At 60.9% G+C, this 15,786-nt stretch carries 17 protein-coding genes and 2 pseudogenes; 8 read left to right on the plus strand and 11 right to left on the minus strand.

What is annotated here, in order from left to right:
• Positions 1 to 88 precede the first annotated feature (88 nt).
• On the minus strand, positions 89 to 1,549 hold the full coding sequence (locus tag FFM81_RS08200) for a pyridoxal phosphate-dependent decarboxylase family protein (RefSeq protein ID WP_025416477.1): 1,461 nt from the start codon (positions 1,547 to 1,549) through the stop codon (positions 89 to 91).
• An 890-nt stretch (positions 1,550 to 2,439) separates the two neighbouring features.
• Between FFM81_RS08200 and FFM81_RS08205 the strand changes: the two genes are divergently transcribed.
• Together FFM81_RS08205 and FFM81_RS08210 are read left to right on the plus strand one after the other, a co-directional pair.
• The gene (locus FFM81_RS08205) at positions 2,440 to 2,946 is read left to right on the plus strand and encodes a GNAT family N-acetyltransferase (protein ID WP_003564469.1); all 507 of its coding nucleotides are present in this window, start codon (positions 2,440 to 2,442) and stop codon (positions 2,944 to 2,946) included.
• Positions 2,947 to 3,046: 100 nt separating this feature from the next.
• Positions 3,047 to 3,973 carry an ornithine cyclodeaminase family protein gene (locus FFM81_RS08210; RefSeq protein WP_138384129.1) on the plus strand — a complete coding sequence of 309 codons (927 nt, stop codon included), beginning with the start codon at positions 3,047 to 3,049 and terminating at the stop codon, positions 3,971 to 3,973.
• A gap of 47 nt (positions 3,974 to 4,020) precedes the next feature.
• Here FFM81_RS08210 and dapB read toward each other — a convergent pair whose 3' ends face one another.
• Both dapB and FFM81_RS08220 read right to left on the minus strand, forming a co-directional pair.
• Positions 4,021 to 4,791, minus strand: coding sequence for a 4-hydroxy-tetrahydrodipicolinate reductase (dapB, locus tag FFM81_RS08215; RefSeq protein WP_003564466.1), 771 nt, complete (start codon positions 4,789 to 4,791; stop codon positions 4,021 to 4,023).
• A 125-nt stretch (positions 4,792 to 4,916) separates the two neighbouring features.
• Positions 4,917 to 5,132, minus strand: a complete 216-nt coding sequence (locus FFM81_RS08220) for a hypothetical protein (RefSeq protein WP_003564464.1) — start codon at positions 5,130 to 5,132, stop codon at positions 4,917 to 4,919.
• 194 nt (positions 5,133 to 5,326) lie between these two features.
• On the opposite strand from FFM81_RS08220, the gene FFM81_RS08225 reads away from it, so the two are divergent.
• Entirely contained in the window at positions 5,327 to 5,716 is a 390-nt protein-coding gene (locus FFM81_RS08225) for a VOC family protein (protein ID WP_003564462.1), read from the plus strand.
• A 221-nt stretch (positions 5,717 to 5,937) separates the two neighbouring features.
• Complete coding sequence (locus tag FFM81_RS08230; RefSeq protein ID WP_138384130.1) at positions 5,938 to 6,942, plus strand: carbon-nitrogen hydrolase family protein; 1,005 nt, start codon at positions 5,938 to 5,940, stop codon at positions 6,940 to 6,942.
• Between the two features lie 121 nt (positions 6,943 to 7,063).
• Here the strand turns inward: FFM81_RS08230 and FFM81_RS08235 are convergent, their stop codons facing one another.
• Positions 7,064 to 7,666, minus strand: a complete 603-nt coding sequence (locus FFM81_RS08235) for a histidine phosphatase family protein (protein WP_003564458.1) — start codon at positions 7,664 to 7,666, stop codon at positions 7,064 to 7,066.
• Positions 7,667 to 7,927: 261 nt separating this feature from the next.
• Here FFM81_RS08235 and FFM81_RS08240 point away from each other — a divergent pair, with 261 nt between their 5' ends.
• Entirely contained in the window at positions 7,928 to 8,401 is a 474-nt protein-coding gene (locus FFM81_RS08240; RefSeq protein WP_003564456.1) for a VOC family protein, read from the plus strand.
• A 33-nt stretch (positions 8,402 to 8,434) separates the two neighbouring features.
• On the opposite strand, the gene FFM81_RS08245 is transcribed toward FFM81_RS08240, so the two are convergent.
• A complete protein-coding gene (locus tag FFM81_RS08245) occupies positions 8,435 to 8,836 on the minus strand; it encodes a GFA family protein (protein ID WP_003564454.1) in 402 nt (133 codons plus the stop codon).
• A gap of 238 nt (positions 8,837 to 9,074) precedes the next feature.
• Between FFM81_RS08245 and FFM81_RS08250 the strand changes: the two are divergent.
• Both FFM81_RS08250 and FFM81_RS32655 read left to right on the plus strand, forming a co-directional pair.
• Positions 9,075 to 10,133 (plus strand): annotated as a pseudogene (locus FFM81_RS08250) (ABC transporter ATP-binding protein); the annotation flags it as partial.
• A gap of 101 nt (positions 10,134 to 10,234) precedes the next feature.
• The gene (locus tag FFM81_RS32655) at positions 10,235 to 10,402 is read left to right on the plus strand and encodes a hypothetical protein (RefSeq protein WP_246401182.1); all 168 of its coding nucleotides are present in this window, start codon (positions 10,235 to 10,237) and stop codon (positions 10,400 to 10,402) included.
• Positions 10,403 to 10,410: 8 nt separating this feature from the next.
• Here FFM81_RS32655 and FFM81_RS08260 read toward each other — a convergent pair whose 3' ends face one another.
• The 6 genes and pseudogenes from FFM81_RS08260 to FFM81_RS08285 form a co-directional block, all read right to left on the minus strand.
• Entirely contained in the window at positions 10,411 to 11,184 is a 774-nt protein-coding gene (locus FFM81_RS08260; RefSeq protein ID WP_025416473.1) for a phosphodiester glycosidase family protein, read from the minus strand.
• Positions 11,185 to 11,206: 22 nt separating this feature from the next.
• Positions 11,207 to 12,121 carry a 4-hydroxybenzoate octaprenyltransferase gene (gene ubiA / locus FFM81_RS08265; RefSeq protein ID WP_138384131.1) on the minus strand — a complete coding sequence of 305 codons (915 nt, stop codon included), beginning with the start codon at positions 12,119 to 12,121 and terminating at the stop codon, positions 11,207 to 11,209.
• Positions 12,122 to 12,786: 665 nt separating this feature from the next.
• The gene (locus FFM81_RS08270) at positions 12,787 to 13,095 is read right to left on the minus strand and encodes a hypothetical protein (RefSeq protein ID WP_165779349.1); all 309 of its coding nucleotides are present in this window, start codon (positions 13,093 to 13,095) and stop codon (positions 12,787 to 12,789) included.
• Positions 13,096 to 13,215: 120 nt separating this feature from the next.
• Entirely contained in the window at positions 13,216 to 14,028 is an 813-nt protein-coding gene (locus tag FFM81_RS08275) for a hypothetical protein (protein ID WP_138384132.1), read from the minus strand.
• A gap of 113 nt (positions 14,029 to 14,141) precedes the next feature.
• A complete protein-coding gene (locus tag FFM81_RS08280) occupies positions 14,142 to 14,345 on the minus strand; it encodes a hypothetical protein (protein ID WP_138384133.1) in 204 nt (67 codons plus the stop codon).
• A gap of 229 nt (positions 14,346 to 14,574) precedes the next feature.
• A pseudogene (locus FFM81_RS08285) lies at positions 14,575 to 15,164 on the minus strand (dihydrofolate reductase family protein).
• Between the two features lie 90 nt (positions 15,165 to 15,254).
• On the opposite strand from FFM81_RS08285, the gene FFM81_RS08290 reads away from it, so the two are divergent.
• A complete protein-coding gene (locus FFM81_RS08290) occupies positions 15,255 to 15,776 on the plus strand; it encodes a winged helix-turn-helix transcriptional regulator (RefSeq protein WP_138384134.1) in 522 nt (173 codons plus the stop codon).
• Positions 15,777 to 15,786 lie beyond the last annotated feature (10 nt).

Here is a 15,786-nt window from a genome sequence, read left to right on the forward strand (position 1 = left end):
AGCTATAATCGCTGCCTGTGGCAATGGGATGACGGGCGCGAATCGATGCCGGCAATACAGCCAGCCCGCCCATATAAGTGTTGGCATTTCATTGGCCGTGTCCACTGGGGACCCTGTCAGCCGGGACCCTGTCAGTTGGCGCGCTGTCCACGCTGCTAACGCTCCGGTAAGCCGCAATGATGCTGTGGGCGGCCAGTTCCGCCTGATCCGATGTCGTCTGGAAATTGGTGACGGAGAGGCGCAACACGTCGCGGCCGCGCCATTTGGCGCCGCCGGCGAAGATCAGGCCGTCCGCCTGGATCTTTTCGATCGTCTTTCGGGTCAGCGCATCGCCTTCTTCGTCCGGACGGCCGGCTCCGAAGCGGATGACGAGTTGGTTCAGCGTGACCTCGTTCAGAATGGCGATGCCGGGCTCGCGGGCGAGCAGATCAGCCGCCAGTCGTGCCGAGGCGCAGCACTGGTCGATGAGGGCGGCCATGCCTTCGCGGCCGAGATGTTTCAGCATCGCCCAGGTGGCAAAGCCGCGCGCCCTTCTTGATAGCTCCGGCACATAATGGGAGGGATCGCGTTCGCCTACGCCGGCGAGCGGCAGATAGCTTGCGGCGATCGTCATGGCGCGGCGATGGGCGAGTTCGCTGCGGACGATCGCATAGCCGCAATCATAGGGTGTCTGTAGCCATTTGTGGCCGTCGGTCGCCCAGCTGTCGGCGGCTTCGATGCCGCGGCTGAGATGGCTGGTCTTCACCGACGCCTGCGCCCAAAGGCCGAAGGCGCCGTCGATATGCACCCAGGCGCCTTTCGTTTTAAGCAGCGGGATGATCGCGGCGAAGTCGTCGAAAGCGCCGGTATTGATCTGACCCGCCTGGAGAATGGCGATGACGGGACCCGAGACCGTATCGAGCGTGCCCGCCAGCGCGGCCGGGTCTATCCGTCCCACCGGATCGGTGCGGACGCGCAGCACGCGATCATGGCCGAGGCCGAGGAATTGCAGCGCAGAGAACACCGTCGTGTGGGCGTCGTCACCGATCAGCACGGTGATTTCGGGCGCGCCGAACAGCCCCTTGGCATCGGCATCCCAGCCGACTTGGCGCAGCACCTCGCCGCGGGCGGCGGCAAGGCAGGTGAAATTCGCGACCGTCGCGCCGGTCACGAAGCCGACCGAGCTTTCGGCTGGCAGCTTCAGGAGATCGAGAAGCCATCTCGCAGCGACGGTCTCGACGGCGGCCGCAGCCGGAGCGGCGACATGGTTTCCGGCATTCTGGCCCCAGGCGCTGGTGAGGAAATCGGCCGCGACGCCGACAGGATGGGAGCCGCCGATGACCCAGCCAAAGAAGCGTGGGCCGGTGGTTGCATGCAGCCCGGGTTCGGCGCCATCTGCGAGCCGCCTGATGACATCCAGCATCTGTGATCCGGCCATTGGCAGCGGCTCGCCGAAGGCGGCAAGCGAGGTGGCGTAATCGTGGCTGGGCATGTGGCGGGCGGGTGTCGCCTGCCGAAACCCGGCCGCAAGCCGGGCGGCTTCCTGAAACAGAGATGCAATGGCCGACATGCAGATCCCCCTGCCGACCCCGAAGGCGTACCCTCGAAACCAGGCTGCCGGCACCATGCAATCTAGCCTATATCACCGGCATTGTCTTGGCGAACCCTCGCCAATGACGCCAGCCTATTACAAGCAGCCGCGCGGGCGTCTCGCCTTTACCGGGATTCTTAAGATAAATCGAGCAGTGCGGGAGTTGTTTCCTTGATCCTTCCAATAACTACCTTGTCATAAGCTGGAAATTTCTGGAATGCTTAACATATGCTTAAAATCTATTGCCTTTTCTGCAAGTATCCTTCAATAATGCGAAAATATCATTTCGCGCCGCTGTCAAGGCCGCTCTGCCAATCAGCGAGGGTTATGCACTGAAGTATTTCGCTCTCTATACGCTGGTCTGCATGATGGTCGGGATAGTTCTGCTCGTCATTATCAATCAGATTGCACCCTTCAAGATGGACAAGCCGAGCGATCAAGCGACCGAGTGGTCAACTGATGAAGCGGCGACAGGGTCAACCAAACAGCCGGACAATCTGGTCGTACGGTCGACGCCCGAACCGGCGACCGAGCGACCGGCCGTCCGGCCGTCCGATCAATGGGACCTCCGGCCAACGAACCAGCCGACGCCCGGGGATCCGTCGGGCGTCCGCAAGGGCGGCCGGGTGGGAACCCCAGCGCAATGACTGCAGGCGGGCCATCGGCCTCACCCTTCGAGCTTGTCGCTGGGCGCCTCAGTGAAGCTTCCCAGGGCGCTGGCGCAGCATAGCCAAGCCGAAATCCCGGCGCCCTCGCTACCTGCTATCGGGGCCACACCTATCCTCGAGTGATTCCTGCCAAATCTTCCGCGCTTGCATCGGCCCGAGCCCTCTGCAATGACGATGGCTGCGATATCGCAGGAGGTTCCGATGGATGCAGGCGGTGTGACGATCAGGCTTATCCAGGCAGACGAAGTGGAGGCTTTCCGGCTTATTCGTCTGGAAGCGCTGCGCGCCGAGCCGTCCTCGTTTGCGAGCCGCTACGAAGACTGGGAGGCTCTTTCTCCCGAGGAGTGGGTCGATCGCCTGAACGAGCCGGTTTTCATTGCGTTCCAGGACAGCGCCCCCGTCGGGATCATGGGGCTGTTTCGGCAACGGTCGAGCAAGATGGCCCATCGCGCCACGATCGTCATGGTCTATGTGCGCGCCGACCTGCGTGGAACGGGTCTTGCCCGGAGGCTGCTGCAGGCGGTTTCCGACCACGCTCGCGATCTCGGCATCCGCCAGCTGGAGCTCTTCGTCAGCGCGGAGAACGCGGCGGCAATCCGGTTTTATCAGCGACAGGGCTTCTCCGAAGTCGGCAGGATTCCTGCCGGGGTTCTGGAAGAGGGCAGGGAGATCGACGACGTGATCATGGCCCGCCGTCTGGTCGACTAGGCCTCACTCGGAATTTCAGCGCAATCGCTTTCCCTGCCCTATTGACCTCAAGCGCAGTTGGGGTCGGAGGATGCCCGCCTAAGCTGGTGGAGATTTGCCCGTGACAAAAATATTGAGGGACGAGGATCTGGGCGGAAACGCATTGATGCGGGTTGCCATCGATGCGCTCGAGACCGCCTTTATCGCGAGAGCCGGCAATCGGCTGGTCTCTCCGCCCCGGCATCACGTGTCCTTTCCCGATCGAGGCGATCTCGTTTTCACCGTCGGCGGCATGCTTGGCGACAAACCGCTCGCGGGTTTCCGTGTCTACGAAACATTCGACGGGGTGGAGCATTCGCAGATCGTCGCGGTGTGGTCGGCCGACGACGCCAGGCTCAAGGGCATCGTTCTCGGGGAGCGCCTCGGCAACCTCAGGACCGGTGCCATCGGCGGTCTCGCCGTTCGCCATCTCAGCACGCCCAACGCCAGGATCGTCGGGTTCATCGGCAGCGGAGCGCAAGCGCGAAGCCAGCTTGCCGCAGCCGCCGCCGTCCGAAAACTGACCCGCGCCCGCGTCTATAGCCGCGACGAGAAAAATCGAGCCGCCTTCGCCAGCGAGATGCAGCACGCCCTGGGGCTGGAGGTGGAACCTGTCGAAAGCGTCGCTGAGGCCGTTGATGATGCCGATATCGTCATCTGCGCAACGACGAGCCGAGCACCCGTTATCCATGCGCGTGATTTGAAGCCCGGTGTGCACGTCAACACGGTGGGTCCGAAAACGCTTCAGGGATATGAACTCGGTCTTGATGTCGCGGATGCCGCCGCCGTGATCGCGACGGATTCGCCCGAACAGACCTGGGCCTACGCATCGCCCTTTTTCCTCGCCGGTTCCGGCAGCGAGCGCCGCATGGCCGATCTTGCCAACATCATTGCCGGGAAAGCGGCCGGCCGGGGATCGGCTGAGGAAATCACGCTATTCTGCTCCGTAGGTCTCGCCGGAACGGAAGTGGTCGTCGCTTCTGCGATCTTCGATGCGCTTAGAATTTGATTCAAGAACGCGCTTCAAGCCTCTGTCCACTCTCCCTGTTCCCCTTCTCACGCCAGACCCAGGACATCCCGCATGCCATATTCGCCGGGTGCGCGCCCCACAATCCAGCGGGCGGCGGCCAGTGCACCGCGGGCAAACATGCTGCGATCGAGAGCCGAATGAGAGAGCGTCACGACTTCTTCGGCACCTGCAAAGAGCACGCTGTGTTCTCCGACAAGCCCGCCGGCGCGCAAGACCGCGAATCCGATCTCGCCGGGCGGCCGCTCCCCGGTGATGCCGTCGCGCCCGCGCCGCTCGACGGAGGCGAGGGAGACGCCGCGGCCCTCGGCGGCTGCCTCACCGAGCATCAGCGCCGTGCCGGACGGCGCGTCGATCTTCCTGTTGTGATGGGCCTCGAGGATTTCGATATCCCAACCTTCAGCGGGAAGGGCGCGCGCGGCCTGGGCGACAAGGCCGAGCAGCATGTTCAAGCCGATGGAGAAATTGCCGGAGCGCAGGATCGGAATCGTCCGGGCGGCTTCCGCAATCCGTTCGAGTTCGTCCCGTTCGAAGCCCGTGGCCCCGATCACCAGGGCTGGCCCGCCTGCTGATGCGCAGAGGCCGGTAAGTTCAGCGGCGGCACGTCCCGTGGTGAAATCCAGGATCACGTCGGCGGCGGCGATTGCCGCCGAACGGTCGATCAGCCCGGCGCCCGCGGAGCCCTCACGGCCGATGCCGCCGACGAAGGCAAAAGCCGGATCGGCCGCCAGCAGCGGCACGATAGTGCGGCCGATGCGGCCGTTCGCGCCGGCGACCGCTATTTTGATTGGTGAGGTCACGGCTTTTCCTTGGCTCGGGATATTTCCGATGGAGGGGCTGTTTAAATTCGGCACTCGCGCCGGGGAAGGGAATTTGCAACTAGCGCATTCGGCTCTCATCGAAAAGCCGGAATGCCCACCTGAGGTTACCAGTTGCCGGGATCGGCGGTGTGATCGATGCTGGCGAATTCATCAGCCTTATTTCGGTCCAGCTTTATCTCACTGGTTACCTTCCTCTCGTCGGTGACCGAATAGCTGTCAGGGACCGGTTCCCTTGACAGTTCCTGGTACACGAGCAATGCGGCCTCCTCGGCGGTATCGGCCTCGATCTCGCGAGTGAGGGTGACGGTGAACTTGTGCATGGCTTCGGCCCTTTCGACTGGCGCGCAGGCGATGCGCAGCTTGCAGCAGTCTGACACGAGATTTGTGGCAAGGACACAAAAAGCGTGTCGCTTAGAATTTGGTTCATGCGACGGTCTCAGCTCTCTGTTTTTATGGATCTCGTGGTCCCAGAATTGCCGGCAGTTTTCGGCGAACTCATCAGGGAGGATAGATCATGCGCTTGAACCAGGTGACCGTTACCATGCCTGACCTCGATGCGGGCTGGAATTTTTACTGCGCCCTCGGTCTCAAGCCCATCGTCGACGCCCGTCCTCGGTATGCGCGCTTCGTCTGCCCGGACGGGGACAGTACCTTCTCCCTGCATCAGGGCGAAAGTGGCGGTGGTGGAACCACAGTCTATTTCGAATGCGAGAGCCTGGACGAGACGGTCGGCCGTCTCAGCGAGGCCGGTCTTCGTTTCGTGAGCGGCCCCGAGGACAAGAGTTGGCTCTGGCGCGAAGCCGAATTATTCGATCCCGGCGGCAACCGCATCATCCTTTATTTCGCCGGATCGAACCGCGTCGACCCGCCGTGGCGAGTGGGTCAAGATAGCAGGCCCGAGTAGGGCCCTCGGCGCCCACCAGTCGCCTCCATTCCCCGAATTGACGAATCGCGGCCATCTCGACATCCTCCATTCGGCGTGACCTAACGCCGAACCTCCCTAGACCTTCCCCAGCAAGGTCTTCAATCGGAGGCAAAGGGACTTTCGTCTCGGGTCGTAATCCTGGTCCTGATGTTTCGGGCCTGTTGCTGGGGAACGATGTCCGGAACGTGAGAGGCCCTGATATGACTGAGAATGGAAATTTCAAGCGGCGGGTGCGTGCGCGCGCCGCCAAGACGGGTGAATCCTACACTGCCGCCCGTATGCTTGTTCTTCCCAAGCTGACGAATGACGCATTGCCCGAGGCAAGACGCTTGCGTCTCGCCGTGGCGCAGACCACCTATGCAGACGATCCCCGGGATATCGACAAACTTCGCCGGAGCGGCGAGGAGATGCGCCTGTTGATGAAGCAGGCGCGAGAGGCGGGTGCGCGGCTCGTGCACTTTCCCGAAGGGACGACATCATCGCCCAACAAGCGCATCATGTCGAAGATGGGGCCGAGAGAGATCGGACCATGCGATTGGCGCCGGTTCGAATGGGCGGTGCTGCGTGAGGAGCTGGATGCGACGCGCAGGCTGGCACGCGAGCTCGGGCTCTGGGCGGTCATCGGCTCGGTGCATCCGCTGACGGCGCCGCACCGGCCGCACAACAGCCTCTACGTCATCTCCGACCGCGGTGAACTGGTGACGCGCTACGACGAACGCCTACTGTCTAACACCAAGATCTCCTTCATGTACACGCCGGGATCGATCCCGGTGACCTTCGAGGTCGACGGCATTCGTTTCGGCTGCGCGCTCGGCATGGAGTGTCACTATCCGGAGATTTTCAGCGAGTATGAGCGGCTCGATGTCCATTGTGTGCTGTTTTCGTCGACCGGTGGTTTACCCGTCAACGATTTGGGCTTCGCTGCAGAGGCGCAGGGGCATGCGGCGAGCAATCGCTACTGGGTCAGCTTTTCCCTACTCGCACATCCGGGTTTAGCTGATCCCGTGTCTTCCGGGATCGTCGCTCCTGGCGGTCGATGGGCGGCGCAATGCCCTACGGATGGAACGGCCGCGATATCGCTCGCCGATATCGATGACAATTCCGGGGATCTTTCCCGTCCCTGGCGGCGTAAGGCGCGGAGCGGGCTCTACGAGCCGCATCGTGTTGACGGTGACCCGCGCAGTGAAGGTCGGAACATGTTCTAGTGTCGTCCGGTGTCCGGGATACCGACATGCATAAAAACAAAGCGCGTCGCCGGTGATGCGGCGCTATAAAACGGCAATGAACTTTGGTGGGTCGCGGCGGTCACCTAGACATGAGCCCTTATCATGCAATGACGCTGGATATTGGTTCGACCGAAGCGCTTACCAAAGTGAGTTCTCGATCGCAAAGGCGATAGAACCCGTCTTGGGGAACGGGCAGTTCCAACATTTCTCGTTTTGAAAGGCCGGAATATACGCCGCGGACCAATCTGCCAAACAGCCCGTGCGAAATCGCGACTGTCGGTCCAGCTATGCCTGAGATCCAGTCCTGCGCCCGGGCACAGGCAGCATCGAAGCTTTCCCCGTCGGGCGATTTGAAATACCAATCAAAAGCGTCGGATCCGTCCAGCATTCCTGGAAACTCGTTGTCGATCTCGAACTGGGTCATGCCGTCCCAAGAGCCGACGGTCACCTCCATCAGCCGTGGTTCCAGGCGGGCCACCAGTGGCAATATCCGTTTCACGCGAGCCGCAGTCTCCAGAGTACGGCCTAGCGGGCTAACGTGGAGCTGGAATGAATCCTCGCTACCCGCAACTTCCTTTTTCAGAAGCTTCGCGGCCTGTTCAGCCTGTTCGATACCGCGTTCCGTCAGCGATGAATCTTTCTGGCCCTGGAAACGGCCCAAGCTGTTCCAAATGGTCTCGCCGTGGCGAAGCAGGTAAATCATCAGTGTTCCAGTCCGGCCAATGCAACAATGAGCGGTCCGCTGAACCGAGAGGGGCGGTTGCAGCAGCCTCAGTCATCCTACAGATCGATGATGACCGCAATTGGCGCGATTTACACGAGCCCCCATCTTCTCCGACCGGCGCGTTTGGTTACTCGGCAGTGCAGCGATCGCTGCCGGGAAATTGTTTCGGTGGGCTGGAGAAACGCGGTTTGCTTCTTATTTCACGGGGGAAATTCAAACGAAAGCGAGAGGATCCGCGCAATGGCCAAGAACACGATCTGCGTATGGTACGACAAAGACGCCGAGGCGGCTGCCCGCTTTTATGCCGCGACGTTTCCCGACAGCGCCGTCGGCGCCGTCATTCGGGCACCGGGAGATTATCCGGATGGCAAGCAGGGAGACGTGCTGGTTGTTGAATTCACCGTTGCGGGTGTTGCCTGCATCGGCCTGAACGGCGGCCCCACGTTCAAACACAACGAAGCCTTCTCGTTTCAGATCGCAACCGACGATCAGGAGGAAACCGACCGCTACTGGAACGCCATCGTCGGCAATGGCGGCCAGGAAAGTGAGTGCGGCTGGTGCAAGGATAAATGGGGTGTGTCCTGGCAGATCACGCCGCGTGTCCTTTCCGAAGCGCTGGCGGCAGGCGGTGGTCAGGCAAAGCGTGCTTTCGACGCGATGATGACGATGAGGAAGATCGATATCGCAGCGATCGAGGCGGCCCGGCGCGGCTGAGATGCCCGCGTGAAGCCAATAAATGCCCGGCTGTCAGAACCAGAGGTCGCGCACGCAGCGCCCTTTGGATGGAAGATCTTCGAACGTGTCCAGCCCGTCGAAATGATCGATGGGCAGATCGGCGACGAGATCCGGCGGCGCAAGCCGCAGGTTGACGGCCATGCGCCGGCGGCCGTCCTTTTGAAGCCGCAGGCCGCGCCAACTCAGGACGCAGGCGCAGGACGGGCAGAACAAAATTTCGAGGGACGACGTCTCTCGGCCGGAGCGGGTATAGGAAGCGGTTTCTCCGCTGACAGCGATACGCTCTCCTTCGTAATCATAGGCCCATAGCGTGCCGTAGCGCCGGCAGAGCGTACAGTTGCAGGCGGTGATCGAACCGGGATCGCCTTCCAGCGTCCAGTTCGCCTTGCCGCAATGACATGAGCCCGTCAGCATAAGGGTCGGTCCGATTCTGCTCGCTGTTTCCTTGAGGCATCGTGCCTCAATGGCGCGATGACCGCAATTGAGCGATCCAGGCCCGCCTCTTTCGTTTGGTAGATTTTTGAAATTTCTAATTGAGATTGCAGCGTGGAGATGGTTTTCTGCGACCTTGCGTAGCTGAGTCCACGCCTTCTCCCGATCTAATCCGAGTGGCCCATGTCGATTTCAGATGCGATCTATCGTCCCTTCGAAACGTCTCGTCGTCATCAGCCTCAACATGGTGCTCTGGCTCGTCATGCTCGGAATGGGTTTTTGGGGGCTGTTCGACCGCTTCATGACCGTGGGTGATTTCACCGCGATGGTTTACATCCTCCAACGCCTCTCGGCAGGCTCCTTCACCTTCCTGCAGATGGGACAGCAGATCTTCCGCGCGCTCGGCACGATCAAGGATGCCATGCCGGTGATGACAACGCCGCCCACCATCATCGACCGGCCGGATGCGGCCGAACTGGCGGTCAGCCGTGGGGAGGTCCGTTTTGTGAACGTCCGATTCGCCTACAAGTCCGGCAAGCCTGTTATCGATGACCTGTCGTTGGCGATTAGGCCCGGCGAAAAGGTGGGCCTTGTCGGCCTCTCCGGAGCAGGCAAGACAACGCTGGTAAGCCTGCTCCTACGCTTCTACGACATCGGCGACGGCTCGATCCTGATCAACGGGCAGGACATCCGCGCGGTGACGCAGGCGAGCCTTCGCCGCGCCATCGGCGTCATCGCACAGGATGTCGCGCTGCTGCATCGTTCGGTCGGGGACAATATCCGTTACGGCCGGCCGGAGGCAACGATGGAGGAGATCGAGGCGGTGGCGAAGATGGCAAGCGCCGATGCCTTCATTGCCGACCTTTCGGACGGCGAGGGCCGCAAGGGCTATGAAGCCTTCGTCGGCGACCGTGGCATCAAACTTTCGGGAGGCCAGCGGCAGCGTGTGGCGATCGCCCGTGTTCTGCTGAAGGACGCGCCGATCCTCGTGCTCGACGAGGCGACCTCAGCCCTCGACAGCGAATCCGAAGCCGCCATCCAGGAAAGGCTGAACCTCGTCATGGAGGGAAAGACGGTGATCGCCATCGCGCATCGCCTTTCGACCATCGCCAGGATGGACCGGATCGTCGTGCTCGATCACGGGCGGATCGTGGAGGAGGGCAGGCCGGACGAACTGGTCGAACGCGACGGGCTGTTTGCCCGTCTGTGGAAACGCCAGACCGGCGGTTTCATTCCCGAAGACATTGACGACCCCGTGCCGGACCTGCCTGGGGGGTGATCGCCCATCTTGCCGCGGCAGATCGAGCAAGGCCAGCGCCCCTTGACGAGAGCAGCGACGTACCTGCCTATTGCTTCCAAGGCAATTGGGGCAGGGTGGTTATGATCAATCCGTCGGGCAACTCGGGTATCCGCGACCCCGATGTCACGATCCGTCGTATTCTGAAGGTGAATCCGGTGGATGCAATCTGGCCGAGCGATCACTATGGCGTCATGGTCGATATCGACGTACGACCGAATGTGAAGGCCGGCTGCTTGGCTTCCTCATGAAGGCGTGGCTATTCAACAAGCCCGAGCATCGGGCCATAGCCGCCGTGCCAGGAGCGGTCGTTGCGGCCCATCGCCGGATGGTAGAGCCCTACACCGTGTCCGCCATCGAGAAACAAGGCGTCGGGGCATTTCAGATCATCGCGGAAGAGCCGCGCGAAATCGTGGAAATTCACTCCGTCTTCGCTGATCGCCAAGCGAACCGTGCCGGCCCCGCAGACCCCGACACCACTTCGGCGGGTTCGGTCCGTCGAGCCGGGGATGAAGATCGGGTTCAGCTTGCCGGCGATGACAAGCATCGGGCCGGACTGTGTGGCGAACCGCACCTTGGGCGCACGTTTTTGAAATTCATCGGTCGGAAGTATGCCCGCGCCGGTTTCACCCAGAAAGAACACGCCGTTCGGCTTCTTATAGAAATTCGGCACCTGGCCGGCGGAGCTTTCGGCCTTTGCGGTATTGGCGGGTTTCAATTCCCTGCTGTTTTCGACATACAGCCCCATCGGTGAAAAATCGGCACGGTACATGCCGGCGTTGACGGCCAGCGCCAGCGTCTTCCCCTCGGCGCGAACGGCTTCGGCAAGGCTTGAAAAAGTCCGGTACGGCTGGCCATCGGCGCCCTTCCAGAACAGGCGTAGGTCGGTCCCCGTTTGCAGCGTACAGACGACGTATTTCGTCTCTTCGAACGTCTCCTGGTCGCATTGTTCGGCATGGGCTTGATGCAATGATATGATCGTTGCTGCCAGCATCATTGCCGCGGCGAGTACGCCATGTTTCAGATAGGGCATCGGTGTTACGTCCTCGATCTGCTCACCATGTGCCCGACAGAGCCGTGCCGGCGAGCAGCATGCCGGTCAGGATATTGGCGCGGAACAGGCGGTAATTCAGGTCCGCGCGGGCGAGCTCGATCCGCCGGGTTTGCCAGGCAAGGTGGGCTGCAATCACCAGCATTCCGACCGCATAAGGCGGCGACATCTCCAATAGCCAGCCGCCGAGCGACCACGCCCCAACGGCCAGGGCGTAGAATAAGCCGATCCACATCTTGCCGCGCGATCCAAACAGGATCGCCGTAGATTTCAGGCCGAGGCGGGTGTCATCCCTGACATCGACATAGGCATAGATCGTGTCATAACCGATCTGCCAGGCGATCGCCCCGACCCACATCAGGACGGCGCCGGCCGGGATATGGCCGGCAATCTCGGCCCAGGCCATCAGCATCCCCCAATTGAACGCCGCGCCCAGGACGGCCTGTGGCCAATGGGTGAAGCGTTTGCAGAGCGGATAAAGGAAGACGAGTGGCAGAACCGATATCGCCACCAGGCGTGTATTGGGTGTCAGGAAGGGTAGAAGGGAAGCCGCAGCCAAGAGTTCCACGGCCAGAAAGACGAAGGCTTGCAGCGTGCGCAGTTCTCCGCTTGCAAGTGGCCGGAAGCGAGTCCGTTCCACATGGCCGTCATACCTCCGATCGGCGATGTCGTTGACGGTGGAACCGGCGCTTCTCATCAGCAAGGCGCCGAGAGAGAAGATCGTCAGCTGCCCGAGATCCGGCAGACCGTGCGAAGCCTGGATGAGGGCAGCCCAGCACGGGAAGAGCGTGAGCCAAATTCCGACCGGGCGATCCAGCCGCGCCAGCCGCGTGTATGGCCGCCATGCGGCCGGCAATCGACGATCCACCCAGCCGCCATAGTGGATGTCGCTGAGATCAGGGCGGCTGAGACTGGTCATGATGTGATCTAAAATTCCTATCGCACCGCGATGACTCGGTTTTCATCGCCATCGACGGCGCTCAGCATAGGAATTTTTGCAAGCACGGCAACGGCCGTTTGCCGCGACCGGCATTCGATGATTTCTCGGAAACCGCCGAGGCCACGTCCACGTTCCGTGACGCAGCTTCTCATCTTCTCCCCCCGCGTAGAGAAGATGCCTATCGAGGCAGACGACGGTGAGGGGTGTTTAGCGGTGGGCGCCTTGAACATGAGCGAAAGGCACAAACATTCGGCAAAAAGCCCGAGACATTCGATCCCCTACCAGGCTGTACGGGCGGTGCCGAGTGCCGTCGTGTGCGAGGACGAGACGTAGGCGACGTAAGTCTTAAGCGACACGACGCAGTTTCCTGGGCAGCTGAGTTTGTACAACGTCAAGTGTTTCAGCAATGCCTCTGCGTCACGCTTCTCGGTTAGCGGAAATGTCATCGTCATGCGAGTTCCTCCAACGGACAGACTGAGCGTCTGAAGAAATAATGGTTAAATTCTACTGCGCTGCAACAAGAAAATTTTAATCATAAAATTAAAATCGATTAGTTTTTGGCACGGATTTTTAAAATCGTTTGAAATTGGTTGGCAGCCCGATCGCTTAATTGGGTGGTGATACTCGATCTGCAACGCAGCCATTCAAGCAGACGGTGAACGCCCGTCGTCGTCTCTGCCACGAGAACGAATTTGGGTTGCAAGCTTGAGAATAAATCCAAGGGTTGGAGCACCCCACACGAAGGCGATAAGCCAAGCAGTGGCAGTCGCACCCAGACATTCGCTCTCGTCAATTTCACAAGAGGCTTTTACACCAATTTCGTATAGGCACAGCGCTCCGACGACCAATGCTGAGCTGGTGATCGCAATTGATATCCATAACCTGCTGCCTTGCCCCATAATCAGAGTGGCGATGAAGACTGCTGCAAAGGGCAAAAGCGTAAGCCAGATCATGCCTGCTTCCATTCGACGTTCTTTCGAAGGGTGTAAATCTTTTAGGACGTCGCAAATATATCCTCGTAGGGCAACGCGACTCTGTCTGCCCACATGACCGTGCGATTTGATGGGCCGGGGCTACTCGACCTGGATATGGATATGGTCGTCGTGGCGGGCGGCGCGGCAGCCTTGGAAGCGGACATGGCTGTCGGTAATGCCAAGCGCGTTCTTCAGATGCGGCTCGATGAAGATCTTCTGCAGGCCGAAGCGTGCCACGCCCTCGCGGGTCAGCCAGTCGACGGCGGCCGATGTGCGCTGCTCCTCGATTCTATAGTCCGGAAACAATGGCTGCAGCGCGTCGAAATCCCAACGTGTGGTCAGCCAGTCGTTGCGCCCTTCGCATGGCAGTTCGTCACCCGGTGCCGGCTCTTCGAAGGCGAAATAACCGATCGGGGAACGGGTGGCGCCATTCAGGAAGGCGCCGTCGGCATTCTTGTAATAATAGGCGAAGTCGAGCTTTTTCCCGTCAGTATGCGATAGATGCGGAAGCAGCGGAAAGCCGTTCACAAAAGGGAAATTCGCATCCAGCGCGACGGTGACGGTGCCGGGAAATTCCGCGTCCATATGGGCGGCAAGCGCCTTTGCCAGATCGCGCAGGCCAGGCGTGACGTAATTGCGGTTCAGCAGGCAATAGACCGGAGAGCGGACCACGAGCTTGTCTGTGGCGCCCGATATGCAGGAGAGGGGAACCCGCCCGAACATCGGGGCTGCGAGGCCCGCGGCAAACGACGCACCGGCATAAAAAAGCAGGAAGATCGCGAACCTCGCTAGAAAGCGGCGGATGCCCAAGGCGCGGGATGCGGCGAGGGCGATGAGATAGGCGACGCCGCCGATCTGCGTGAGCAGCGTCAGAACGAGAACGATCAGGAAGTGGAGAGCAAAACGGAACACGGGGAGAGGCCTTGCGGGACGTTGCCATGCCATAGGCGAGGGGATGATGATCCGCAAGGTGGCTGCAAGCCGCCGCCGGCCCGTCTCGAAGCAGCGCGCGGCTGAGGCCGGTACTACTGGTGGTCCAACTGCTTCGACAGCTCGGCAACAAGCCTGTCGCGGTCGGTATTCATCTGGATGAGATCGACGGCAATGGTGATGGCGTGGCGCCCTTGGATGCTGTCGATGTCGAGCTTCCGCTCGCAGCACCATTGCCGGACGGCATCGGTGACGATCGTTATGTCATCATCGTTGAGTGAGGTGAGCGATAAAAGCATTGTCGTGCCCTCCGTGAAGCGGCAAGAGCACTATGGTCTCACAAGCGGTCGTGCCGATGCCGATGGGCCGATGGCGCTCACTCTACGCTCATTCCCCTGCAACAGCTATTTTTTATTGCGGTTCGGTGGCGGCCCAGCGCCGGGCTTCCCAGCCATCATCGCCATTGCCGCCGCAGAAAGCCTGCGGCGTGCTCTGACGGAAGGGATGTCGATCCTGATCGACTGCCCGTTATTTTGCCAGCACGATATGGGTGGCGTGTTCGGTGGTGGCATGCTCGGCGACGCGGAAGCCGAGGGCGGGCAGGTCGATGCCTGTGAACATCGCTTCTCCCTTGCCGAGCACGACCGGCGCGATGGCGACCCCGCCGCCGATCTTCACGTCCTTGCCGCCGGCCGCAGCCCTCGCCTTTTCAAGTGCATCCTCGATGCCGCCGGTGATGAAGTGAAAGGTTGTGCCGCCCTCCATGACGATCGGTTCACGCGGATAATGCGTCAGGATAAAGGTTGGCGCGTGATAGGGCGGATTCGGCCCCCACCAGCCCTTCCAGGCCTCATCCGGCCAATCGCCGCGGATGGGGCCGAACATGTTGCGCCCGAGAATGAAGGCGCCGAAATTGGCCATGCCGCGGGCGGCATAATCTTCGTCGATGCCCTGCGATCCGTCGTCCTTTCCCTGCATCGCGCGGAAAGTGCGGGTGTGAAAAAACCATTGAAACATCTCCGGTCCCCGCTTGCCGAGCGGATCCTGCATGCTTTGCTCCGGACCGGCGCCGAAACCGTCCACGGAAAGGGAAACCCAGCGACGCTAACTTTGGTCATGCTCTCCTCCATCTGATTGCGTTATGAAACTGGTTGCAATGTTGCATGACTGATCCTATAATGCAATCAGTTTTTTCAGGAGATGATAACGTGGATATCGAATTGCGATCGGGCTGCCCGATCAACCTGACGATGGAGGTGCTGGGCGACAGGTGGAGCCTCATCATCATCCGGGACATCATGTTTGGCAACCGCCGCCATTTCCGCGATCTTCTGACGCATTCCGAGGAAGGGATCGCCTCCAACATTCTGGCGGCCAGGCTGAAGCGGCTGCTATCGCTCGGCTTTATCAACAAGCGGGATGATCCGAGCCACAGCCAGAAAGCGATCTACAGCCTGATGGAGCCTGCGATCCAGCTCGTACCGATCTTCGCGATGGTCGGCGCCTGGGGGCGCCGGCACCTGCCGGTCAGCGAGGAGCTGAGCATCCGTGCCGAGCTTCTCGAAGAGGGTGGGGCGCCGCTTTGGGAGGAGTTCATGGAGGATCTCAGGCAGATCCACATCATCGATCCGATCGGCGGCGCCAACGGCACGTGCACCTCGCCTGTGCTGGCGAAGCTGACGGCGGCGTTCCTGGAGGTCCGTGCAAAATCGCCGTCGCCGGCTTCCTGATATCGAGAGA

Origin of the sequence: Rhizobium hidalgonense (genome assembly GCF_005862185.2) — a bacterium.
GTDB lineage: Bacteria > Pseudomonadota > Alphaproteobacteria > Rhizobiales > Rhizobiaceae > Rhizobium > Rhizobium hidalgonense.